Below are 21,888 nucleotides of genomic sequence, written 5' to 3'. Positions count from 1 at the left end.
CGGGTCGGAGTCGATCGTTGAGAATTCTGCACACCTCCGACTGGCACCTCGGACGGTCCTTCCACCGCGTCAGCCTGCTCGCGGCGCAGCGGGAGTTCCTCGACCACCTCGTCGCGACCGTCCGGGAGCGGGAGGCGGACGCGGTCCTCGTCGCGGGGGACGTCTACGACCGGGCCGTACCGCCGCTGGCTGCCGTCGAGCTGTTCGACGACGCCCTGCACCGGCTCGCCGACCTCGGCGTACCGACCGTCATGATCTCCGGCAACCATGACTCGCCGCGGCGGCTGGGCGTCGGCGCCGGGCTCATCGAGCGGGCCGGGATCCATCTGCGCACCGACCCCGCCGGGTGCGGCACCCCCGTCGTCCTCGCCGACCGCCACGGCGACGTGGCCTTCTACGGCCTGCCGTACCTCGAACCCGGCCTGGTGCGCGAGACGTTGGACGCGCCCGCCGCCGGACACCCGGCGGTCCTCGGCGCCGCCATGGACCGGGTGCGCGCCGACCTCGCCACCCGGCAGCCCGGCACCCGGTCCGTCGTCCTCGCGCATGCCTTCGTCACCGGCGGCGCGGTCAGCGACAGCGAACGGGACATCACCGTCGGTGGAGTCGCCTCCGTCCCCGCCGACGTCTTCGACGGCGTCGACTATGTGGCGCTCGGGCATCTGCACGGCTGTCAGACCCTCACCGAGCGGATCCGCTACTCGGGCTCGCCGCTCGCGTACTCCTTCTCCGAGGCCGCGCACCGCAAGTCCATGTGGCTCGTGGAACTGGGCGCCGACGGCGGCCTCTCCGCCGCCGAGCGCGTCGACTGCCCCGTACCGCGCCCGCTGGCCCGCCTCCGGGGGCGGCTGGAGGACCTGCTCGCCGACCCGGACCTCGCCCGGCACGAGACGGCGTGGGTCGAGGCGACGCTGACCGACCCGGTGCGGCCGTACGAGCCGATGGCCCGGCTCGCGGTCCGCTTCCCGCACGTCCTCAGCCTGGTCTTCGACCCGGAGCGGCCCCCCGACGACCCGCTCGCCTCCTACGCGCAGCGGCTGCGCGGCCGCACCGACCGGGAGATCGCCGAGGACTTCGTCGCCCACGTACGGGGCGGGCGGGGCCCGGACGCGGGGGAGTCCGTGCTGCTCGGCGACGCGCTCGAATCCGTCAGGACGTCAGGGGAGGACCCGCGATGAGGCTCCACCGGCTGACCGTCACCGCCTTCGGCCCCTTCGGCGCCACCCAGCACATCGACTTCGACGAGCTCTCGGCCGCCGGGCTCTTCCTGCTGCACGGGCCGACCGGCGCGGGCAAGACGTCCGTCCTCGACGCCGTCTGCTACGGCCTGTACGGGCAGGTGCCCGGCGCCCGGCAGGGCAGCGGGCTCTCCCTGCGCAGCGACCACGCCGACCCGCTGACCCCCACCGAGGTCGTCCTCGAACTCACCGTCGGCGAAAGGCGCTTGGAGATCACCCGGCGACCCGAGCAGCCCCGGCCCAAGAAGCGCGGCACCGGGGTGACGAAGGAGAAGGCGCAGAGCCTGCTGCGCGCCTACGACGCCGACTCCCGCACCTGGAAGGCGCTCAGCCGCTCGCACCAGGAGATCGGCGCCGAGGTCGAACAGCTGCTGGGCATGAGCCGGGATCAGTTCTGCCAGGTGGTGCTGTTGCCACAGGGCGACTTCGCCCGTTTCCTCCGCGCGGACGAACCGGCGCGGGCCAAGCTGCTGGGCAGGCTCTTCGACACCAGCCGCTTCGCCGCCGTCGAGGAGCGGCTCGCCGAGCAGCGGCGGGCCGCGGAGAAGCGCGTCATCGGCGGTGACGAACGGCTCCTCGCGCTCGCCCACCGCATGGCCCAGGCCGCGGGTCGCTCCGCCGAACTGGACGCGCACCCGCTGCCGGAGGCCGCCGCCGGAGAACCCGGCCTGGCCGACGCCGTCCTGGAGTGGGCCGCCCTCGCCCGCGCGGGGGCGCGTGAACGCCGCGACATCGCGGCGTCGGCGCTGCGCGGCGCCGAAGCCGTGCACGAGGCCGCCCGGCGGGCGGCGGACGCGGAGAGCGAGCGCGCCGCACTCCAGCGCCGCCACGCCGAGGCGCGCCGCCGCGCGGACGACCTGGAGCTGCGCCGGGCCGAACGCGACCGGCTGCACGCCCTGGTGGACCGCGCCCGCGCCGCCGACGCCGTGGCCCCCGCGCTGGACCTCCGCACCACCGCCGCCCACGCCCACGCCCGCGCCGCCGCCGCCGAACGCACGGCCCGCACCCACCTGACCGCCGACCCGACCCTGGAAGCACTGGCCCCCGTCCCGGGCCCGCGCCCGTCCGCCGACCCGGAGCCCGGCGCGGCGGGCCCGGCCGGGCCCGCGGGTTCGGTGCCGCCCGCGCGCAGCGGCGCGACGCCGGAGCCGGTTGCCGCGGAACCGCCGCCGCGGGTGTCCGGCGACGGCCGGCCGGCCGGGGCTGCTGCCGGGCAGTGGGGGCCCGAGGCAGCCGGTGCGGGGCCGGGCGGAGCAGAACTGGGTGCGCGCTCCGGTGGGTCGTTGGCCGAGGCCGGGGCCGAGTGGCTGGGGCTGGTGGAGCGGCGGGTGCGGGGGGAGTTGGGGGCGCTGGCGGCGGCTCGGCGGGGCGAGGAGCGGGCCCGGGCCGTGGTGACGGAGATCGCGGAGCTGGACCGCGAGGCGCGGGCCGACGACGAGGCCATCGAGGAGGCCGCCCAATGGCTCGCCGGATGGGAGTCGGCGCGGCTCGCGCATCAGGCGCGCATCGAGGCCGCGCAGGAGGCCGCCACCCGGGCCGAGCAGCTCGGCGCGCGGATCGAGCCCGCCGAGCGGCGGCTCGACGCGGCCCGCGAGCGCGACCGCCTCGCCGTGCTGGCGGAGCGGGCGCGGGAGGAGCTGCTGCGGTGCCGTGAGCGGGCGGGCGCCGCCCGGGAGAGCTGGCTGGACCTCAAGGACCGGCGGCTGCGCGGGATCGCCGCCGAGCTGGCGGCCGGGCTGCGCCCGGGGGAGCCGTGCGCGGTGTGCGGCGGGTGTGACCATCCGAGCCCGGCGCGCCCGGGGACCGGGCATGTGGACCGTACGGCGGAGGAGACCGCGGAGGAGGAGTACCAGCGGGCCGAGGCGGGCCGCGAGGAGGCCGAGCGCCGGTCGCAGCGGCTGAAGGAGGCGCTGGCGGGCGCGGAGGCCGGGGCGGACGGCGGCACGGTGGAGGCGCTGGAGCGGGCCCTGGCCGAGGTGCGCACCGCGTACGCCGAGGCCCGCGACGCGGCCGCGGACGGGCACGACGCCCGCGCGGCCCTCGACCGGGCCGAGGGCGAGCACGCGCGGCGGCTGGCCCAGCGGCAGGAGGCCGAGCGGCGCTCGGCGGGCCGTACGTCGCAGCGCGAGGCGCTGGTCCGGGAGCGGGCCGCGCTGCTGGCCGAGCTGGACCAGGCCCGCGACGGGGACGCCACGGTGGCCGAGCGCGCGGCGCGGCTGGAGCGGCAGGCGGAGCTGCTGGCGCGGACGGCCGAGGCGGCGCGGGAAGCCGAGGCCGCCGCGCGGCGACTGAAGGAGGCCGACGCGCATCTCGCCGACGCCGCGTACCGCGCGGGCTTCGACACGCCGGAGGCGGCGGCCGACGCCGTACTGTCCGCGGACCGGCGGCGCGAGGCACAGCGCCGCCTGGACGAGTGGCAGACGGAAGCGGCGGCCGTCGCCGCCGAGCTGGCCGACCCGCGGCTCGCCGCCGCGGCGCAGGCGCCGCCCGCCGACCTGACCGCGGCGCGGGCCGCCGCGGACGCGGCCACCCGCACCCTGCGCGACGCCTCGGCGGCCGACGCGGCGGCCCGCACCCGCTGCCAGGAGCTGGACGGGCTCTCCGCGCAGGCCGTCGAGGACGCGCGGCGGCTCGCCCCGCTGCGCGAGGAGTACGACCGGGTCGCCCGCCTCGCCACCCTCGCCGCCGGCACCTCCGCCGACAACGAGCGCCGGATGCGGCTGGAGGCGTATGTGCTGGCCGCGCGGCTGGAACAGGTGGCGGCCGCGGCCAGCGCGCGGCTGCGGCACATGTCCTCCGGGCGCTACACCCTGGTGCACTCCGACGCCCGGACGGGCGGCCGCGGCCGCTCCGGGCTCGGGCTGCACGTCATCGACGCTTGGACCGGCCGCGAGCGCGACACCGCCACCCTCTCCGGCGGCGAGACCTTCTTCGCCTCGCTCTCCCTGGCGCTCGGGCTCGCCGACGTCGTCACGGACGAGGCGGGCGGGGTCCGGCTCGACACCCTCTTCATCGACGAGGGGTTCGGCAGCCTGGACGAACAGACCCTGGACGAGGTGCTGGACGTCCTGGACTCGCTGCGCGAACGGGACCGTACGGTCGGCATCGTCAGCCATGTCGCGGATCTGCGCCAGCGGATCCCGGCGCGGCTGGAGGTGGTGAAGGGGCGCGAGGGATCGGCGGTGCGCCATCGCACGGCCACCGCCGCCCCGGGGTGACTCAGGCCCCCGTGGCGGCGCGCTGGTAGACGTACAGGTCGCCGCGGTCCGCCGTGCGCGAGAAGTCCGCGCGGAGCAGCACCCGCTGGGAGGGGATGTTCCACGGCTCGGTGGTCGCGATGACGGTGTGGACCTCCGGCCGCTCCGCGGTCCACTCCATCAGCAGCCGCAGCGCGCCGGTGGCCCAGCCCGCGCCGCGCGCCGAGTGGGACAGGTCGTAGCCGACCTCCACCTCGCCCTCGCCGGGGGCGGGCGGGCCGTGGAAGCCGATGCTGCCGAGGGCGACGCCGTCCTCGGCGCGCAGGATGGCGAAGGTGCCCCAGGGGGAGCAGTAGTAGCCCGCCGCCGCGGCGCGGGCGGTCATTCCGGCGGCGCCGATGGACGCGTCGCCGGGGACGCCGTCGATCCAGTCCAGGTCGCCGGGCTTGCCGTCGGCGAGCACGGCCGCGTCCCCGGGCGTGTGCTCGCGCAGCGTCATCCGGCCGTTCCGCAGCACGAACCGGCCGTTCTCGTGCCCCTGCTGGTACGCCACGTGGGCCCCTCCTCGCCGGGACGCGGCGAGGGTGCGCGCGGCCCAGCGTGACTGTACTCGGCCGGGGCGCGGCCGGGCGCCTTTTGACGGCGGACCCTAGTGCCGCGTCAGTCAAGGTTTGCCCGGTAGCGAGGCGTCCTGCCTCGTAGTGGGCCTACTCGGTCGATTCGGCAACGCCGCAGATGGCCGTGCCAGGGCGGCGAGCGGGGTGAACCTTGGCTGACGCGGCACTAGCTAGCGCCCCGCGGCCGTGGTGAGGGCGGTGAACAGGGGCCTTGCCTCGGTGGTCCGCGGCAGGCCGCTGACCTGGGCGTCGCCCGCCTCCACCACGCGCCAGCGGCCGTCCTCGTGGAGGGCGAGGTCGGTGGTGATGAAGCGACAGGCCAGCTGGCGGACGGCGGAGGCCACCTCGGACAGGTCCGGGTCGGGGGTCAGGCCGGGCGTGTCGGGGTGGGGGCCTATGAGGGCGGGTTCGCCGTCGAGCCACCAGACCCGGGCCTCGCCCACCGGCCGGTACGGCTCGTAGCGGCGCAGCACCACACCCCCGGTGAGGTACGCGCCTTGCAGCTCGACGAAGCGGGCGACCACCGAGGCCAGCCGGGCGGTGTCGGCGAGGTCGGGGACGTAACACGCCTCGGACCACTCGTGTTTGCGGGACTTGACCCAGTCCTTCACCACCGCCGGGCCCGCGCCGCCGAGCCGTTCGGCCAGCCGGGCCAGCTCCTCCGGCTCCACCGCCCCGCCGGGCGGCAGCGGCAGCCAGGCGCTGCGCGGGGTCAGCGGCGCGAAGACGTCGTACCAGCCGGGGAGTTCATGCGCGGTGCGGTACCGCTCGGGCGAGGTGAGCAGGGTGTGGCCGCGGTCGGCGAGGGCGGTGGACAGTGCGGCGTACCGCCCGGCGGGCAGCATCCAGCCGCGGTACCAGAGGGGCCCGGCGCCGCCCTCGCCTGGCGTCACCGCGCGCACCGCGCCCGCCGCGTCCCCGGCGGTCAGGGCCTCGTGGTCGACCAGTGCGACGGACGCCCCGGTCGCGCGCACGGCCCGGGCCTCCTCGGCGAACTCGGGGTCGACGCGGCGCGGTGCCAACGGATCACGGGAGAACAGGAACACGGGACGCATGCATACGGACCCTAGTGCCGCGTCAGCCGAGGTTCACCCCGCTCGCCGCCCTGGCACGGCCATCTGCGGCGTTGCCGAATCGACCGAGTAGGCCCACCACGAGGCCGATCCGGCGCCTTGCAGCTGACCGCACCAGGACGCCTCGCTACCGGGCAAACCTTGACTGACGCAGCACTGGGCAACCGGGGCGGCCGGGACACAACACCGTTCCGGCCGCCCGCTTCCCGGCCCGTCAGAGCGCGGACAGCTCCGCCACCAGGTCGTCAAGACCCAGCGACCCCTGCGACAGCGCCGCCATGTGCCACTTCTTGGCGTCGAAGGCGTCGCCGTGCGCCTTGCGGGCCGCCTCCCGGCCCGTCAGCCAGGCCCGCTCGCCCAGCTTGTAGCCGATGGCCTGGCCCGGCATGCCCAGGTAGCGCACCAGCTCGCTGTCCAGGAATTCGGCGGGGCGGCCGCAGTGCAGCCCGAAGAACTCCCGCGCCAGCTCCGGCGTCCAGGTCTCACCGGGATGGAAGGGCGAGTGGCCGGGGATCTCCAGCTCCAGGTGCATGCCGATGTCGACGATCACCCGCAGCGCCCGCATCATCTGCGCGTCGAGGTAGCCGAGCCGCCGCTCCGGGTCGGTCAGATAGCCCAGCTCGTCCATCAGCCGCTCCGCGTACAGCGCCCAGCCCTCGGCGTTGGCGCTGACCATGCCGACCGTGGCCTGGTAGCGGGAGAGCCGGTCGGCGACGTGGGCCCACTGGGCGAGCTGGAGATGGTGGCCGGGGACGCCCTCGTGGTACCAGGTCGAGACCAGGTCGTAGACGGGGAAGCGGGTCTCGCCCATGGTGGGCAGCCAGGTGCGGCCGGGGCGGGAGAAGTCCACCGACGGCTGGGTGTAGTACGGGGCGGCCGCGCTCCCCGGCGGGGCGATCATCGACTCGACCCGCTTGACCCGCTCGGCCAGGTCGAAGTGGGTGCCGTCCAGCTGCTCGATGGCCTCGTCCATCAGCTCCTGGAGCCAGACCCGGGTCTCCTCGACGCCCTCGATGTGCGCGCCGTGCTCGTCGAGGTGGCGCAGCGCCTCCCACGGGGTGGCGCCGGGCAGGATCTTCTCCGCCTCGGTGCGCATCTCGGCGTGGATGCGGTGGTATTCCGACCAGCCGTACGCGTACGCCTCGTCCAGGTCCAGGTCGGTGCCGTTCCACATCCGGGACCAGCGCTGGTAGCGCTCGCGCCCCACCACCTCCGGGGCGCCCTCGATGCCCGGGCCGTACACGTCGCGCAGCCAGTCGCGGAGGGCCACCAGCGCCCCGGTGGCGGCGGCCGCGGCCTCGTCCAGCTCGGTGCGCAGCGCGTCCGGCCCCTCGGCGGTGAAGTCGGCGAACCAGCTGCGGTCGGTGCCGATCCACTCGTCCAGCTGGCCGAGGACCGTGGCCACCTGCCGCGGCCCGGCGGGCAGCCCGCGCCGCAGCCCCTCGGCGAGCGAGGCGCGGTAGCCCTCCAGCGCGCCGGGGACGGCCCGCAGCCGGGCCGCGATCGCCGACCAGTCCTCGTCGGAGGCGGTCGGCATCACGGTGAAGACGCTGCGCACCGAGTGCAGCGGCGAGTGCAGATTGCTGACCGCGCGCAGCGGCTCGCCCGCCTCGTGCACGGCGAGTTCGGCGGTCAGCCGCTCCCGCAGCAGCCGTCCGCAGCGCCGCTCGGCGTCGCTGTCCGCACCGGGCCGCGCCTCGGCCTCGGTCAGCCGCTCCAGGGTGGCGCGCGCCAGCTCGGCGGCGGTCTCGGCGCCCGCGGGGGAGAAGTCGGGGAGGCGGCGTGCGCTCTCGGGAACGCCCAGGTAGGTGCCGGTGATCGGGTCGAGTTCGATGAGGTCGTCGACGTAGGTGTCGGCGACCTGTCGGGGCAGCGGAGCGTTCTTGGAATCGGACATGGGGCCATCCTCGTACGGCCGGGGGCGCGGCGTCATCAGCGTAGGCATGTCATGCGCCTGCGTGGCCTCCGGAAGGCGGTGGCCAGGACCCTCACCTTCGGCCCGGGGCCCGGGGCGGCGGCCCCGGGCCCCGGGTGCTCAGCGGCCGCCGTGCGGCGCCGGGGCGGGCACCTGCGCGGGCGCCAGCTCGGCGGTGACCACGAGCGTGCCCTGCTCGATCTGGTAGTCCAGCGGCAGCCCGAGGGCGCGCATCGCCGCGACCATCCCGGTGTTGGCCGAATGGGTGACCGCGTAGACGCAGCCGCTGCCCGTCTCGACGGCCATCGCGACCAGCCGCCGCAGCAGCTCCCCGCCGATGCCGCGGCGCTGCCACGCGTCCTCGACGATCAGCGCGACCTCGGTCTCGTCCCCGTCCCACAGCAGATGGCCGAGCGCGACCAGCCGCCCGGAGGCGGTGTACGCGGCGAGGGTCCGGCCGTAGCGCGGGCTGAGCAGGTGGTCCAGGTAGCGGTCGGCGTCGCCGAGCGGGCCGTGGTAGCGCCGCCCGAGCGTGGTGGCCGAGCACCGCTGGTGCATCGCGCGGGCCGCGGCCAGGTCCCGGGTGTCGGCCCGGCGCACGGTGACCTCGTTGCCCTCGGGCAGCGTCAGCACATCGCGGCGGTGCGGCAGCCGCGGGCCGAGCCGGGCGTCCAGCTCGACCAGCGCGCGGGCGCGCGCGAACTCGGTCGGGGTGAACGGCAGATGGGGCCGCTCGATGGTGAGCGCCCCGCCGGACGGGTCCCGCAGCCGCATCACGGTCTCCTCCAGCACCCCTTCGACCGGCGGCGTGTCCTCCAGGGGACGGCCGCCGAGCGAGGTGGCCGGAAGCGAGTGGATGGTGCAGCGGCCGAGCAACTGGCGCAGGGCGAGCGGCAGTTCGGCGCCGTCGAGCGCGGTACGGGTCGCCAGCGTCAGCACCCGGGTCGGCGCGTCCACCAGATCGTGGGTGTCGGCGCGCTCGATCCAGGTGTCGCTGCCGCCCCCGGCGGCTATCGCGCGCTTCAGCTCGTCGACGGGTACGGCGGCGGGGGCGCGCAGCAGGAACTCGTCCACGGTCCCCTCGGCCAGCGGATGGGTCTGCAACGACAGGATGTCGACCCGGTGACCGGCCAGTGCGCCGCACAGCGCGGCCAGGGTGCCCGGCTCGTCCCGTACGGTCGTCCGGATCCGCCACAGCGTGGTGGCGGTGTCGTGCTGCGTGGGCTGTGTGTCCTCCGGGGCGCCCGCGGCCTCGGCCGTTTCGGTCCGCATCTCGTCCGCGGGCTCCGGTGAGGATTCCGGCACCGGCGGGGCATGGCCGCGTAGTCGGCGCCACCAGGTGGGCAGCCGCCAGCGGTCACGGAGCCGGGTCGGGTGGTGGTCGTGCGTCGCTCGAGGAGTCATGGAAAACAGCCTCGCGCAAGGGTGTTGCGTGATCACAAACGCTCTGTGACCTATGGGTTAAGTGTGCATCTGCTCGGAGAAGCTTGTTTTGTCCGAGATTAATCTGTCGGAGATTCAATGGTGGCGGATTCTCCTATCCCGCCGCCCGGCTACCGGCCGCCCGGCCCCCGCCCGCCAGCCGCCGCAGCACCCGCCCGCAGCGGCGCGCGTACGCCCGCTGGAAGTACGGCACCAGCGGCGCCACCGCCCGGGTCAACCGCACCGCCGGGCGGCTGAACGCCGTGACCGTCAGCCACACCGAGCCGTCCCGCTCCAGGCTCACCACGAACGACTCCTCGCCGCGCTCCGGATGGCCCGGCAGCGTCCCGTACGCGAAGCCGACCGCCGTCCCGTCCGCCACCGTCCACACCACCGCGCACGGCGCGCGCAGCCGCAGCGGCCCGGCCCCCAGCCCCACCACGACCGTCCGCCCCTCGGCGGCGGGCCCGTCGGCGTGGATCGTGACCCCGACGGCCCGGTGCATCCGCCACTCCAGCACCGCGCGCCCCGCCGCCTCGAACACCGCCGGGCCCGTCCCGATCCGGGTCCGCACCCGCAGATGGCCGTATCCGGCGGGCAGCGGCCGGTGCCGGGTGGCGCCCACCTCGGGGTAGGTGAGGGGGGAGGACGGAACGCGGGAGGCCATGGGCGGTACGGTACGCGCCCCGGGGACGCGTACCGCACACATCGGCTCCGCTACTGACCGACCAGCCCCGGCTTGAGCGCCTTGGTGAACAGCACCGCCCCGCCGACCTCCAGCAGCCGCACCGTCAGCTCGCCGCTGTCGCCGTCGATCTCCACCTCGCCGTAGAACTGGTAGCCCTCGGCGGGCGAGACGTTCGTCCGGTCCGGCGCCTTGAGATACGACTGCTCCGGGCCGAACGTGCCGTCCAGCTTCACCGCCGGGAAGGAGCCCGCGTTCAGCGGACCGGTGACGAACTCCCAGAACGGCGCGAAGTCCTTGAACGCCGCCCGCGACGGGTCGTAGTGCTGCGCCGAGGTGTAGTGGACGTCCGCCGTCAGCCAGACCGTGCCGGTGATCTTCTGGTGCTTGATGTGCCGCAGCAGCTCCGCGAGCTGGAGCTCACGGCCCAGCGGGGCGCCGGGGTCGCCCTGCGCCACGGCCTCGACGTCGCTCTTGCCGTCCGGGACCACCAGGCCCAGCGGCATGTCGCAGGCGATCACCTTCCACACCGCGCGCGACCGCGACAGCTCCCGCTTCAGCCACCGCAGCTGCTCGGCGCCCAGGATGCCCTGGGTGTCCTCCGGCTGGCGGCCCGGTGAGTTGGCGTCGCGGTACGTACGGCAGTCCAGCACGAAGACGTCCAGCAGCGGGCCGTGGTGCTGGACCCGGTACACCCGGCCGCTCGCGTCCGGCCGCAGCGTGCTGATCGGGAAGTACTCGGCGAACGCCTGCCGGGCGCGGGCCGCCAGCACGTCCACGTTCTTCTCGGTGTAGCGGTCGTCGGCCAGGATCTCGCCCGGGTACCAGTTGTTCAGCACCTCGTGGTCGTCCCACTGGGTGATGGTCGGCACCTCGGCGTGGAACCGGCGCAGATTCTCGTCCAGCAGGTTGTAGCGGAAGTTGCCGCGGTACTCGTCCAGGGTCTCGGCGACCTTGGACTTCTCCGGCGTCATGATGTTCCGCCAGGTGGAGCCGTCGGGCAGCTTGACGGTCTCGGTGAGCGGGCCGTCGGCGTAGATGTTGTCGCCGCTGCACAGGAAGAAGTCGGGGTTGCGGCGCCGCATCTCCTCGAAGACGCGATAGCCGCCCCGGTCCGGGTCGATGCCCCAGCCCTGCCCCGCCAGGTCGCCCGACCAGACGAAGCGCACGCCCTTGCGGCGCTCCGGCACCGTGCGGAACGTCCCCTGCACCGGCTCACCGGTGCGGCGCGGGTCCTCCGGATCGGCGAGCAGCACCCGGTAGTGCACCTGGCTGCCGGCCGGGAGGCCGTGCAGCGCGGTGCGCCCGGTGAAGTCCGTGCCCGGCCCGAGCAGCGGCCCCTCCCAGCGGCGCGGGTGGGTGAAGGACTCCGTCGCGGAGGTCTCCACGATCATCCGGGCCGGGCGGTCGGAGCGCACCCACACCAGACCCGAAGACGTCGTCACATCGCCCGACTGCACGCCCCACCGGGCGCTCGGACGGCCCGACAGCGCCTGCGCGGGCGCCGCCGAGGCCACCCCCGATGCCCCGGCGGGCAGCGCCAGCGCCGCGGACGCGGCGGCCGACCCCTGGAGCACCGCGCGCCGCCCGATCCTTCTGCCGGATTCCCTCGCCATGGTGGAGCCTCCCGTTGCTCGTAGAACAGCTGTGCCGGTCTGTTGCTATCGGTGCGAGATGCCTCAATTCCGAACGCACAGTAAACAGCAGGCTCTTCCTGGGCTACCCGGCTGCGGCTGCGGCCCGGTTACGCCTGCGGCCCGGCTACAGCCCGCCGGCCACCCGCAGCACGGCTCCCGTCGTGTACGACGCCTCCGGGGAGAGCAGCCACGCCACCGCGCCCGCGATCTCCTCCGGCTCGCCCGGCCGCCCCATCGGCACCCGCTCCGGATTCCGCCACGGCCGCTCCGGGTCACCCATCTGCGCGTGGATGTCGGTCAGCGTCATGCCCGGCTGAACCGAGTTGACCCGGATCCCCTCGGCGGCCAGTTCCTTCGACAGGCCCACCGTCATCGCGTCCACGGCCGCCTTGCTGGCCGCGTAGTGCACGTACTCCCCGGGGCTGCCGGTCGTCGCCGCACCGGAGGAGACGTTGACGATGGCGCCGCCGCGGCCGCCGTGCCGGGTGGACATCTCGCGGGCCGCCCGCCGCGCGCACAGCAGGGCGCCCGTCACGTTGACGTCCACGACCCGCCGCATCACCTCGGGCGAGGTTTCGGTGAAGCGGCCCAACGGCCCGGTGATCCCGGCGTTGTTGACCAGTCCGGTGATCGGGCCCAGCTCGTCCCGCACCGTGTCGAACATCGCCTCGACCTGGTCCTCGGCGCTGGTGTCGGCCTGGACGACGGCGGCCCGCACCCCCTCCGCGCGCACCAGTTCCGCGCACCGCTCGGCGGCCTCCCGGGCCTGCTCGTAGCCGATGGCGACGCTGTGCCCGGCGCGGGCCAGCCGCACCGCCACCGCCGCCCCGATGCCACGGCTTCCGCCCGTCACGACCGTGACCTGGTCCATTACCTCAGCTCCCGCCCCGTTACCGTCCCTGATGGAATGATCATGACGATAGCTGATCGGGCATTGGTCTTGACCAAGTATGTGCCCCGCCCTATGGTCGCATTGATACTGCAACAATCTTTAATAAATAAGCGCGCATAAGTCAGCTCGCCAAGTCAGCTCGCATATCAGGGGGAGATCAGGGTGGGGACCACACAGCTCGACACGGTGCCGGAGCCGAAGTACTGGCATCTGAAGACCGTGCTCAGCGACGCGCTCGACTCGGAGTTCGCGGTCGGGGAGATCCTGCCCAACGAGCGTGAGCTGGCCGCCCGTTTCGGCGTCGCCCGCGCCACCCTCCGGCAGGCCCTCGAACAGCTGGAGCTGGAGGGCAGGCTTCAGCGCCGCCGCGGTGTCGGCACCACCGTCGCGCCGCCGCGCGTCGGCGTGGCCGTCGGGGACTACACCCACACCTGGACGGAGGCGGGCGACGACACCTGGTCGTGCGTCGACAGCGTCGAGGCGGTGCCGCCCGCCGCGGTCCTGCGGCTCCTCGACACCGACCCCGACGCCCCCGTGCACCAGGTGCGGCGCACCCGGGTGAGCCAGGGCCAGCCGCTCGCCGCCGAGCTGCTGTACGTACCGGCCGCCTCCGTTCCCGGCCTCGCCGCCATCGACACCCCCAGCGGACTGGCCCGCGCGCGTGCCGTGCTGCGCGAGCTGAGCCGGCTGGAGCTGGAGGGGCGGGAGCAGTCGGTGGAGCTGGGGTCGGCCCGGGCGGACGACGCCAAGGAGCTGGACCGGCTGCCCGGCGCCCCCGTCCTCGTGGTGACCACCCGCTACGTGGCGGAGAACCGCACCGCGGCGGTCGCCGTGGCCACGTACCGCGCCGACACCTGCCGCCTCACCTTCGGCGACACCTTCGGCGACGTGAACGGCGTGGAGCTGCTGGCGGGCTGATCCGGCGGACGGCCGCAACAGTCTCAGCGGCGGTCGGGCCCCGAAAGGGGCTCAGCGACCGGCGCGGCGCGCGGTGACCGTGCTGTCCACCGCGAACAGCTCCGCCTCCACATGATCCAGGGCCAGCCGCAGCGCGCCCGTCGTCACCGCGGCCTCGCCCAGCAGCGACTGGGCGACCTGCGGCGGGCGCAGACAGTAGCGGGCCAGTTCGTCGCGGAGCGGGCCCAGCATGCCGTCGAGATCCGCGGCCCAGCCGCCCACCACGACCACCTCGGGGTCGAGGGCCAGCACCAGGGCCGCCGTGTCGTGCACCAGCCGTCGGATGAAGCGGTCCACGGCCGCGCGCGCCCGGGCGTCGCCGTCCCGGGCGAGCGCGAAGACCCGTACGACCTGCGCCTCGTCCAGGGGGTTCAGCGGTTCGCCGGTGGTGGAGAGCATCTGTTCCGGGCTGGCCTCGCGGCCCAGCAGATGCAGCGCGCCGATCTCCCCCGCCGCGCCGCCGTAGCCGCGGTGCAGCCGACCGCCGATCAGCGACCCGGCGCCCGGGCTCAGCCCGGCCAGTACGAAGACGACGTCGTCCGAGCCGACCGCGGCGCCCCTCCAGTGCTCGGCCACGGCCGCGGTGTTCGCGTCGTTCTCCACCAGCACCGGACACCGGAAGGAGCGCCGCAGCCGCTCGCCGAGCGGCAGGCCCGTCCAGCCCGGCAGGGCGGTGCACAGATGGACGGTGCCGTCGGCCTCCACGATGCCCGGGCTGCCCACCCCGACCGCCCGCAGCGAGTGGCGTTCGACCCCGCCGTGCCGGAGCAGCTCCGCCACGGCGGCCCGCACCCGCTCCAGCCGCTCGTCCACGGGTGCCTTCTCGGACACCTCGCGCACCGTCGAGCCGAGCGCACGTCCGTCCAGGTCCGACAGCAGGGCGGCGACCCGGTGCGCGCCTATCTCTATGCCCAGCAGATGCCCGGCCTCGGCGCGGAAGCGGAAGCGGCGCGCGGGGCGGCCCTGGCGGCGGACGCCGCCCTCCTCGGCGGGCACCTCGGCCGCGAGACCGCTGTCGATCAGCCCGTCGACCACCCCCTCGACCGTGGGACGGGACAGGCCGGTGGCCAGGGTGAGGTCGGTGAGGGACGCGGAGGCGGCGTCCGGTGGAGCGGAAGCGGTGGCGGCGCGAAGCGCCTGGAGCACCACGGCGGAGTTGATGCGCCGCAGCAGGGACGGGTCCCCGCCGGTCAGCCGCCCCACGTCGGTCCCCCTCCCACTGCGTATGTGCCGGATCGTATCTGCTGGGGGCGGGCACGGCGAGCCACCTGCGAACCCGTGCCCGCCCCCAGCAGCTGACGGCCGACCAGATGTCTGACCCGGGTTGTTTACTGATGGCATGACCAGTACGGCGGACCACCTGGCCACGATCGACGCGCTCCGGACCCGGGACTTCCCCGCGCAGCGCCGCGGCCCGGGGTTCCACGTCGCCGACCTCCGGGTGAGCGAGGACTTCTGGGACGCGGACCTGACCCGGGTGGAGGAGGTGCTGGAGGAGTTCGAGGCCGAGCTGGGCGTCCTCGTCCAGGTGCTGACCTTACGGTGGGGCGCCCCTCGGGTCCTCGACCTCGCCGACGCCCTGGAGCGGTCGGCGATGGGGGAGCCGGTTCCGCCGCCGCTCGACGACCTGTGCGGCTACGTACCCGAGCTGTACGTCTGGCGCGTGGACGGGCGCTGGGTCGGGCTCGGGGTGGGGCAGGGCGACCGCGAGCTGCCGTTCCAGCTGCTGGTGGCGATAGGGGAGTCGGGCGTCGGCTGACGTCAGCCCCGGGCTCCCGCGTCCCCCTCGGCGGCGGCGCGCAGCCGGGCGTACTCCTCCGCCATCGTCGCCTTCGTCCAGTGCGCGTTCAGCCCGCTGGGGTTGGGCAGGGCCCATATCCGGGTGTCCCCGATGGTCCGTTCCTGGGGGCCGATCTTCGCCCGCTTGTCGCCGAACGCGATCCGGTAGGCGGTGACGCCCGCCACCGCGAGCCAGCGCGGCCGCAGGCGGCGGACCTTCTCCTCCAGGATCCGGCCCCCCTCCCGGTACTCCTCGTCGGTCAGCTCGTCGGCACGGGCGCTGGCCCGGGCGACCACATTGGTGATGCCCAGGCCATAGGACGGCAGCTCCCCCTGCTCGGAGGGGTGCAGCAGCCGCGGGGTGAACCCCGAGGCGTGCAGCACGGGCCAGAACCGGTTGCCGGGGCGGGCGAAGTGATGGCCGGTGGCGGCGGTCATCAGCCCGGGGTTGATGCCGCAGAAGAGGACCCGCAGACCGTCCCCGACCACATCGGGCACGAGGCGGTCGCGGGCGGCCTCCAGTTCGTCGGGCGTCGGGGGCACGGCGTCAGAGGATCGAAGCCGGTGCGTACGCCGCCGCCTCGGGGTGCTGCTTGATGATCTCCTCGATCCGGCCGACCACCGTGCCGACCTGCTCTGCGGCGGCGCCCGTGAAGGACAGCTTGTCCGCCATCAGCGCCTCCAGCTCCGCCCGGTCCAGCGGAATCCGCTCATCCGCGGCGAGGGAGTCGAGCAGCTCGTTGCGCTCGGCGCCCTGCTCGCGCATCGCGAGGGCGGCGGCGACCGCGTGCTCCTTGATCGCCTCATGGGCGATCTCGCGGCCCACCCCGGCCCGCACGGCGCCCATCAGCACCTTGGTGGTGGCGAGGAAGGGCAGGTAGCGGTCCAGCTCGCGGGCGACGACGGCGGGGAAGGCGCCGAACTCGTCGAGCACGGTCAGGAAGGTCTCCAGCAGCCCGTCGAAGGCGAAGAACGCGTCCGGCAGCGCGACCCGGCGCACCACCGAGCAGGACACATCGCCCTCGTTCCACTGGTCGCCCGCCAGCTCGCCGGTCATCGACGCGTAGCCGCGCAGGATCACGGCGAGGCCGTTGACGCGCTCGCAGGAGCGGGTGTTCATCTTGTGCGGCATCGCGGACGAACCGACCTGGCCCGGCTTGAAGCCCTCGGTCACCAGCTCGTGCCCGGCCATCAGCCGGATCGTCTTGGCCAGCGAGGACGGGGCCGCGGCCAGCTGCACCAGGGCGGTGACGACCTCGTAGTCCAGCGAGCGCGGGTAGACCTGGCCGACCGAGGTGAACGCCTGCGCGAAGCCCAGGTGACCGGCGATCCGCCGCTCCAGCTCGGCCAGCTTCTGCGCGTCGCCGCCGAGCAGGTCCAGCATGTCCTGCGCGGTGCCGACCGGGCCCTTGATGCCGCGCAGCGGGTACCGGCCGAGCAGCTCCTCCACGCGCCCGTAGGCGACCAGCAGCTCGTCCGCCGCGGTCGCGAAGCGCTTGCCGAGCGTGGTGGCCTGCGCGGCGACGTTGTGCGAGCGGCCCGCCATCACCAGCTCGGCGTGGTCGGCGGCCAGCTTGCCGAGCCGGGCCAGCACGGCGACCGTACGGTCCCGCACCAGCTCCAGGGAGAGCCGGGTCTGGAGCTGCTCGACGTTCTCGGTGAGGTCGCGGGAGGTCATGCCCTTGTGCACGTGCTCATGACCGGCGAGGGCGTTGAACTCCTCGATGCGGGCCTTCACATCGTGCCGGGTGACCTTCTCGCGCTCGGCGATCGAGGCGAGGTCGACGTCCTCCAGGACCCGTTCGTAGTCGGCGAGGGCGGTGTCCGGCACCTCGATGCCCAGGTCCTTCTGGGCCCGCAGGACGGCGAGCCACAGCCGCCGCTCCAGCGTCACCTTGTACTCGGGGGACCACAGGACGGCCAGCTCCGCGGAGGCGTAGCGGCCGGCCAGGACGTTCGGAATGCGCGGCTTACCAGTCACGTGCACAGAGTCTACTGGGCGTATCCCCAGGCCAGACCGGTGCCCACCGGTCTGGCCCGGTCAGCCCTCGTACGGCAGGAGTTCGCCCCGCTTCGGGGCCCGGCCGTCGCCCGAGGAACGGCCCGTCACCCGACGGGCGATCCACGGGCCCAGGTGCTCGCGGGCGAAGCGCGCGTCCGAGGTGCGGCGGGCCAGCCAGCCCGGGCGGACCGCGGGCGGCAGCGGAGCGTCCCAGTCCTCCTCCGGCTCGTGGCCCAGCGCCTGCCAGACGGCCTCGGCGACCCGGCGGTGCCCCTCGGCGTTCAGATGGAGCCGGTCGTCCGCCCACATCCGGGGGTCGCCGACCGCCTCGGAGGCGTAGAGGTCCACGACGATCGCGTCATGCCGTGCGGCCAGCTCGTCCACGAAGGAGAACAGCCGGTCCATCCGCGGGTGGAACCGCTCCATCACCGGACCGCGCCGACCCGGGGTGCGCATCAGCACCAGCTGCTTGCAACTGGGCGCGAGCCGCTCGGCCGCCTCCTCCAGGAGGCCGCACACCCGTACGATGTCGCATTTCGGACGCAGGACGTCGTTCCCGCCGCCGACCAGCGTCACCAGGTCCGCGCCCATCGCGGCCGCCGGGCCCGTCTGCTCGTCCACGATCTGGCCGATCAGCTTCCCGCGCACCGCGAGATTGGCGTACCGGAAGCCGGGGGCGCGGGCCGCCAGCCGGGCGGCGAGCACGTCGGCCCAGCCGCGGTAGCCGCCGTCGGGGAGGGCGTCGGACATGCCCTCGGTGAAGGAGTCGCCGACCGCGACAAAGCTTGTATAGGTGGTGTTCGTCTGCATGGCTCGGACGATCTTATCCGGTGCACGCGGGCTGCGCGGAGGCCATGGCGCGCGCATCATGAGCCGCATGGCGATGACCCACATCTATTTCGAGGGCGGAGCCCGGAACGGCACGACGGCGAGCTGGAACCTCGAACCCGGCGCGGACATCTACGACGACAACATCTTCCGGCCGCCCGAGCTGTACCGGCGGACGGACCGCACCAAGGTGATCGGGCACGTCGAATACGTCGTCTTCCGCTACGACCCGTCGGGCGCGCGCCCCGGCCGCCGCCCCTGAGCCCCCTCCGCGAGGATGGCCGGGAATCTCCGTCCGGGGCGGCGCGCGGATGCGAACGGGTCGCTCGGTTGGACGGAGCAGGGTTCCGGACGGAGCGGAGTGGGGCAGTCTGGTCCGCGTGGATGCCTTTGAATGCGACCGTACGACGATGGCGATCGTCGCCGCCGCCCTCGCCGACGACGGTGAGGGTGCGGCGGCCCTGCTGGAGCCGCTGGAGACGCGCGACGTGTGCCGGGTCGCCGTCCGGCTCGCCGCGATGGCCGCCGACGCGCTGCTGGCCGTGGCCGAGGAGGGTGGCGGCGGACGGGAGGAGGCGCTGGCGCACTGGCAGGCGTGCATCATCGCCCATGAGTCCAGACGGGACCAGTGACGGCCCGGGGCAGCCGCTCCCCGTCACCCCGCCTCGTCACGTGCGTCACCTCATTGCGCTCGTCGCGCTCGTCACGCCACCAGCAGGCGCAGCACGTCCTCCATCGTGACCAGGCCCTCCAATCGCCCCTCCGCGTCGATGACGGGCGCGAGATGGGTGCCGCTGTCGCGCATCGCGGTGAGCACGTCGTCCAGCGGCGTCTGCGACCGCACCCGGGCCACCGGCCGCAGCTGATCGGGGCGGAACGGAACGTCGCGCGGATGTGCGTCCAGCGCGTCCTTCACATGCAGATAGCCCAGGATCCGCCCGGAGTCGTCGATCACGGGGAAGCGGGAGAAGCCCGTTTCGGCCGACATCCGCTCCAGCTCCTCGGGGGTCACCCCGATCCGCGCCGAGACCACCCGGTCCATCGGCAGCACCACGTCCCGCACCGGCCGCCGGCCCAGCTCCAGCGCGTCCCGCAGCCGCTCGGCACCGCGGTCGTCCAGCAGCCCGGCCTCGCTGGAGTCCGCGACCATGCGCGCCAGTTCGTCATCCGAGAAGGTCGCCGCCACCTCGCCCCGGGGCTCGACCCGCATCAGCTTCAGCAGACCGTTGGCGAACGCGTTGACCGCGAAGATGACCGGGCGCAGCGCCCGCGCGAGCCCCACCAGCGGCGGCCCGAGCAGCAGCGCGGAGCGCACCGGCTCGGCCAGCGCCACGTTCTTCGGCACCATCTCGCCGACCAGCATGTGCAGATACGTCGCCAGGCTCAGCGCGATCACGAACGAGACGGGATGGACCAGCCCGAGCGACAGCCCGGCCGCGTGGAACAGCGGCTCCAGCAGATGCGCGATGGCCGGTTCCGCGACGGCACCCAGCACCAGGGTGCACAGCGTGATGCCGAGCTGGGCCGCGGCCAGCAGCGCGGAGACGTGTTCCAGCCCCCACAGCACGGCCCGCGCCCGGCGGTCGCCCCGCTCGGCGTACGACTCGATCTGGCTGCGCCGCACCGAGATCAGGGCGAACTCGGCGCCCACGAAGAAGGCGTTCGCGACCAGCGTCAGCAGGCCGATCAGCAGCTGGACGGCGATCATGGGCCCGCCCCGCCGTCGTCCCGGCCCCGGTCCCGGTCCCGGCCCCGGCCCCGCCCGTGGCCCCGGCCGTGGTCATGGGGGAGCGGGGCGTGCAGCCGTACCCGGGCGGCGCGGTGGCCCGCCGCGTTGACCACCTCCATCCGCCAGCCCTCCGGCCGGACCGTGTCGCCCACGACCGGGATGCGGCCCAGCTCGGCCGCGATCAGCCCGGCCAGCGTCTCGTACGGCCCCGGGGACACCCGCAGCCCGATCGCCTCCAGCTGATCGAGCCGGGCGGCACCGTCCGCGTCGTACACCGCCCGGCCCTCGGCGTCCTCGCCCGCCGGGACCAGATCGGGGATCTCGTGCGGATCGTGCTCGTCGCGTACCTCGCCGACCACCTCCTCGACGATGTCCTCCAGCGTGACGACCCCGGCCGTACCGCCGTACTCGTCGATGACCACGGCCATGCTGCGCCTGACCGAGAGCCGGTCGAGCAGCCGGTCCACGGTGAGCGACTCGGGGACCAGCAGGGCCTCGTGCATCAGCTCGGACACCGGATGGCGCGGCCGCGCCTCGGCGGGGATCGCGAGGACGTCCTTGATGTGGACGACGCCGGCCACCGCGTCCAGGCTGTCGCGGTGGACGGGGAAGCGGGACAGACCGGTGGCGCGGGTCGCGTTGGCCACGTCCTCGGCGGTGGCCCGTACGTCCAGCGCGATCACCTGCACCCGGGGCGTCATCACGTTCTCCGCGGTCAGCTCCCTCAGATTGAGGGTGCGGACGAACAGCTCCGCGGTGTCCTCCTCCAGCGCCCCCTCCTTCGCGGAGTGCCGGGCGAGCGCGATCAACTCCTGCGGGCCGCGCGTCGACGCCAGCTCCTCGGTGGGTTCCAGGCCCATCCGCCGCACCAGGTGGTTGGCGGTGTTGTTGAGGTGGGCGATCAGCGGGCCGAAGGCCGCGCTGAAGACGCGCTGCGGAGTGGCGACGGCCCGCGCGACCGGCAGTGGACGGGAGATCGCCCAGTTCTTGGGGACCAGCTCGCCGACCACCATCATCACCACCGTCGACAGGGCGGTGCCGATGACGAGGGCCACCGAGTGGGAGGCGGAGCGGGGCACCCCGAGCGCGGTGAGCGGTCCGCCCAGCAGCGCGGCGATGGACGGCTCGGCGAGCATGCCGACGACCAGGTTGGTGACGGTGATGCCGAGCTGGGCGCCGGAGAGCTGGTACGTCAGCCCGCGCACGGCCTTCAGCGCGCTCGCCGCACCGCGCTCGCCGCGCTCCACCGCCTGTTCCAGCTCGCTGCGCTCGACCGTGGTCAGCGAGAACTCCGCTGCCACGAAGGCGCCGCATGCGAGCGCCAGCAGGAGCGCCACGACCAGGAGGAGGACTTCGGTCATCGGTTCACCTCCGTCCCATGGTCCGGCAGGGCCCGGAGGAGCGCGCGACGGAGACGCCGCGCACTCTCATCGTAAAGGCGCGGCAAAGCCCCGCGTGCGGGCGTCAGCGGGCTTCAGGGCGTCAGCGGCTTCACCCAGCGGCTCCACTGCGGCTCCCGGGCGTATCCGGCCGCGCTCCACGCGTGGTGGGCGAGCGCGTTCTCGTCGAGCACCATGGCGTCCCCGCGCCGCCCGCCCAGCGCCGCGAACCGTTCCTCGGCCGCCGCGAGCAGCGCGGTCGCCACGCCCCGGCGGCGGTGGGCGGGGTGGACGGCGAGCCGGTACAGATGGCAGCGCCAGCCGTCGAAGCCCGCTATGACGGTTCCGGCGAGCGCCCCGTCCCGCTCGGCCAGCAGCAGCGACTCGGCGTCCCGGGCGATCAGCCGGGCCACCCCGTCCCGGTCGTCGCTGATGCTCGTCCCTTCCGCGGCCTCGCGCCAGAAGGCGAGCACGGTGTCGACGTCCGAGGGCGTGGCATGGCGGATGCGAAGATCACTCATGGGCCGAGCCAAGCAGA

At 74.4% G+C, this 21,888-nt stretch carries 20 protein-coding genes; 6 read left to right on the top strand and 14 right to left on the bottom strand.

The features are described 5' to 3' along the window. Positions 1–17 precede the first annotated feature (17 nt). Positions 18–1,178 (top strand): exonuclease SbcCD subunit D, encoded by a 1,161-nt coding sequence (locus LCH29_RS33045; RefSeq protein ID WP_446465372.1) that lies wholly within the window; start codon positions 18–20, stop codon positions 1,176–1,178. Continuing rightward, a complete protein-coding gene (locus LCH29_RS33040; RefSeq protein ID WP_446465371.1) occupies positions 1,175–4,456 on the top strand; it encodes an AAA family ATPase in 3,282 nt (1,093 codons plus the stop codon). Before LCH29_RS33045 ends, LCH29_RS33040 begins: the two co-directional genes overlap by 4 nt. A gap of 1 nt (position 4,457) precedes the next feature. On the opposite strand, the gene LCH29_RS33035 is transcribed toward LCH29_RS33040, so the two are convergent. From LCH29_RS33035 to LCH29_RS33005, 7 genes are all read right to left on the bottom strand, one after another. Continuing rightward, positions 4,458–4,988: a GNAT family N-acetyltransferase gene (locus tag LCH29_RS33035; protein ID WP_446465370.1), complete on the bottom strand. Its 531-nt coding sequence runs from the start codon at positions 4,986–4,988 to the stop codon at positions 4,458–4,460. A gap of 234 nt (positions 4,989–5,222) precedes the next feature. Then, on the bottom strand, positions 5,223–6,107 hold the full coding sequence (locus LCH29_RS33030; RefSeq protein ID WP_446465369.1) for an ATP-grasp domain-containing protein: 885 nt from the start codon (positions 6,105–6,107) through the stop codon (positions 5,223–5,225). A gap of 232 nt (positions 6,108–6,339) precedes the next feature. Then, positions 6,340–8,022, bottom strand: a complete 1,683-nt coding sequence (locus tag LCH29_RS33025) for a DUF885 domain-containing protein (protein WP_446465368.1) — start codon at positions 8,020–8,022, stop codon at positions 6,340–6,342. Positions 8,023–8,160: 138 nt separating this feature from the next. Continuing rightward, positions 8,161–9,444, bottom strand: a complete 1,284-nt coding sequence (locus LCH29_RS33020) for a GNAT family N-acetyltransferase (RefSeq protein ID WP_446465367.1) — start codon at positions 9,442–9,444, stop codon at positions 8,161–8,163. Between the two features lie 133 nt (positions 9,445–9,577). After that, entirely contained in the window at positions 9,578–10,129 is a 552-nt protein-coding gene (locus LCH29_RS33015) for a DUF1990 family protein (protein ID WP_446465366.1), read from the bottom strand. Positions 10,130–10,179: 50 nt separating this feature from the next. Next, the gene (locus tag LCH29_RS33010) at positions 10,180–11,763 is read right to left on the bottom strand and encodes an alkaline phosphatase D family protein (RefSeq protein WP_446465365.1); all 1,584 of its coding nucleotides are present in this window, start codon (positions 11,761–11,763) and stop codon (positions 10,180–10,182) included. Between the two features lie 145 nt (positions 11,764–11,908). Further along, positions 11,909–12,655: an SDR family oxidoreductase gene (locus tag LCH29_RS33005; RefSeq protein WP_446465364.1), complete on the bottom strand. Its 747-nt coding sequence runs from the start codon at positions 12,653–12,655 to the stop codon at positions 11,909–11,911. A 183-nt stretch (positions 12,656–12,838) separates the two neighbouring features. On the opposite strand from LCH29_RS33005, the gene LCH29_RS33000 reads away from it, so the two are divergent. After that, positions 12,839–13,594: a GntR family transcriptional regulator gene (locus LCH29_RS33000; protein WP_446465363.1), complete on the top strand. Its 756-nt coding sequence runs from the start codon at positions 12,839–12,841 to the stop codon at positions 13,592–13,594. A gap of 51 nt (positions 13,595–13,645) precedes the next feature. Here LCH29_RS33000 and LCH29_RS32995 read toward each other — a convergent pair whose 3' ends face one another. Further along, positions 13,646–14,836 carry an ROK family protein gene (locus LCH29_RS32995; protein ID WP_446465362.1) on the bottom strand — a complete coding sequence of 397 codons (1,191 nt, stop codon included), beginning with the start codon at positions 14,834–14,836 and terminating at the stop codon, positions 13,646–13,648. Positions 14,837–14,972: 136 nt separating this feature from the next. On the opposite strand from LCH29_RS32995, the gene LCH29_RS32990 reads away from it, so the two are divergent. After that, the gene (locus tag LCH29_RS32990; protein WP_446465361.1) at positions 14,973–15,392 is read left to right on the top strand and encodes a hypothetical protein; all 420 of its coding nucleotides are present in this window, start codon (positions 14,973–14,975) and stop codon (positions 15,390–15,392) included. Positions 15,393–15,394: 2 nt separating this feature from the next. On the opposite strand, the gene mug is transcribed toward LCH29_RS32990, so the two are convergent. Genes mug through LCH29_RS32975 form a run of 3 tightly spaced genes read right to left on the bottom strand, consistent with a single transcriptional unit; the run spans position 15,395 to position 18,224 of the window. After that, entirely contained in the window at positions 15,395–15,955 is a 561-nt protein-coding gene (gene mug, locus LCH29_RS32985; RefSeq protein WP_446465360.1) for a G/U mismatch-specific DNA glycosylase, read from the bottom strand. Between the two features lie 4 nt (positions 15,956–15,959). Beyond that, entirely contained in the window at positions 15,960–17,393 is a 1,434-nt protein-coding gene (gene purB / locus LCH29_RS32980) for an adenylosuccinate lyase (protein WP_446465359.1), read from the bottom strand. Positions 17,394–17,453: 60 nt separating this feature from the next. After that, positions 17,454–18,224 (bottom strand): SGNH/GDSL hydrolase family protein, encoded by a 771-nt coding sequence (locus LCH29_RS32975; protein ID WP_446465358.1) that lies wholly within the window; start codon positions 18,222–18,224, stop codon positions 17,454–17,456. 67 nt (positions 18,225–18,291) lie between these two features. Between LCH29_RS32975 and LCH29_RS32970 the strand changes: the two genes are divergently transcribed. Then, positions 18,292–18,504: a hypothetical protein gene (locus tag LCH29_RS32970; RefSeq protein ID WP_234365206.1), complete on the top strand. Its 213-nt coding sequence runs from the start codon at positions 18,292–18,294 to the stop codon at positions 18,502–18,504. Positions 18,505–18,652: 148 nt separating this feature from the next. Next, positions 18,653–18,874, top strand: coding sequence for a hypothetical protein (locus tag LCH29_RS32965; RefSeq protein ID WP_039936516.1), 222 nt, complete (start codon positions 18,653–18,655; stop codon positions 18,872–18,874). 71 nt (positions 18,875–18,945) lie between these two features. Here the strand turns inward: LCH29_RS32965 and LCH29_RS32960 are convergent, their stop codons facing one another. The 3 genes from LCH29_RS32960 to LCH29_RS32950 form a co-directional block, all read right to left on the bottom strand. Beyond that, on the bottom strand, positions 18,946–19,950 hold the full coding sequence (locus LCH29_RS32960; protein WP_446465357.1) for a hemolysin family protein: 1,005 nt from the start codon (positions 19,948–19,950) through the stop codon (positions 18,946–18,948). After that, complete coding sequence (locus LCH29_RS32955) at positions 19,947–21,332, bottom strand: hemolysin family protein (RefSeq protein WP_446465356.1); 1,386 nt, start codon at positions 21,330–21,332, stop codon at positions 19,947–19,949. Before LCH29_RS32955 ends, LCH29_RS32960 begins: the two co-directional genes overlap by 4 nt. Before the next feature lie 113 nt (positions 21,333–21,445). After that, entirely contained in the window at positions 21,446–21,871 is a 426-nt protein-coding gene (locus LCH29_RS32950; protein WP_446465355.1) for a GNAT family N-acetyltransferase, read from the bottom strand. Positions 21,872–21,888 lie beyond the last annotated feature (17 nt).

Source organism: Streptomyces sp. BRA346, from assembly GCF_052851135.1.
The sequence above is the reverse complement of the archived record's forward strand: the minus strand, read 5'-3'. Positions and strand labels throughout refer to the sequence as shown.

Coding starts and splice junctions, on each gene's coding strand:
- LCH29_RS33040 (WP_446465371.1), top strand. CDS start 1,175: ATGAGGCTCCACCGGCTGACCGTCACCGCCTTCGGCCCCTTCGGCGCC.
- LCH29_RS33030 (WP_446465369.1), bottom strand. CDS start 6,107: ATGCGTCCCGTGTTCCTGTTCTCCCGTGATCCGTTGGCACCGCGCCGC.
- LCH29_RS33025 (WP_446465368.1), bottom strand. CDS start 8,022: ATGTCCGATTCCAAGAACGCTCCGCTGCCCCGACAGGTCGCCGACACC.
- LCH29_RS33020 (WP_446465367.1), bottom strand. CDS start 9,444: ATGACTCCTCGAGCGACGCACGACCACCACCCGACCCGGCTCCGTGAC.
- LCH29_RS33015 (WP_446465366.1), bottom strand. CDS start 10,129: ATGGCCTCCCGCGTTCCGTCCTCCCCCCTCACCTACCCCGAGGTGGGC.
- LCH29_RS33010 (WP_446465365.1), bottom strand. CDS start 11,763: ATGGCGAGGGAATCCGGCAGAAGGATCGGGCGGCGCGCGGTGCTCCAG.
- LCH29_RS33005 (WP_446465364.1), bottom strand. CDS start 12,655: ATGGACCAGGTCACGGTCGTGACGGGCGGAAGCCGTGGCATCGGGGCG.
- LCH29_RS32990 (WP_446465361.1), top strand. CDS start 14,973: ATGACCAGTACGGCGGACCACCTGGCCACGATCGACGCGCTCCGGACC.
- LCH29_RS32975 (WP_446465358.1), bottom strand. CDS start 18,224: ATGCAGACGAACACCACCTATACAAGCTTTGTCGCGGTCGGCGACTCC.
- LCH29_RS32970 (WP_234365206.1), top strand. CDS start 18,292: ATGGCGATGACCCACATCTATTTCGAGGGCGGAGCCCGGAACGGCACG.
- LCH29_RS32965 (WP_039936516.1), top strand. CDS start 18,653: ATGGCGATCGTCGCCGCCGCCCTCGCCGACGACGGTGAGGGTGCGGCG.
- LCH29_RS32960 (WP_446465357.1), bottom strand. CDS start 19,950: ATGATCGCCGTCCAGCTGCTGATCGGCCTGCTGACGCTGGTCGCGAAC.
- LCH29_RS32955 (WP_446465356.1), bottom strand. CDS start 21,332: ATGACCGAAGTCCTCCTCCTGGTCGTGGCGCTCCTGCTGGCGCTCGCA.
- LCH29_RS32950 (WP_446465355.1), bottom strand. CDS start 21,871: ATGAGTGATCTTCGCATCCGCCATGCCACGCCCTCGGACGTCGACACC.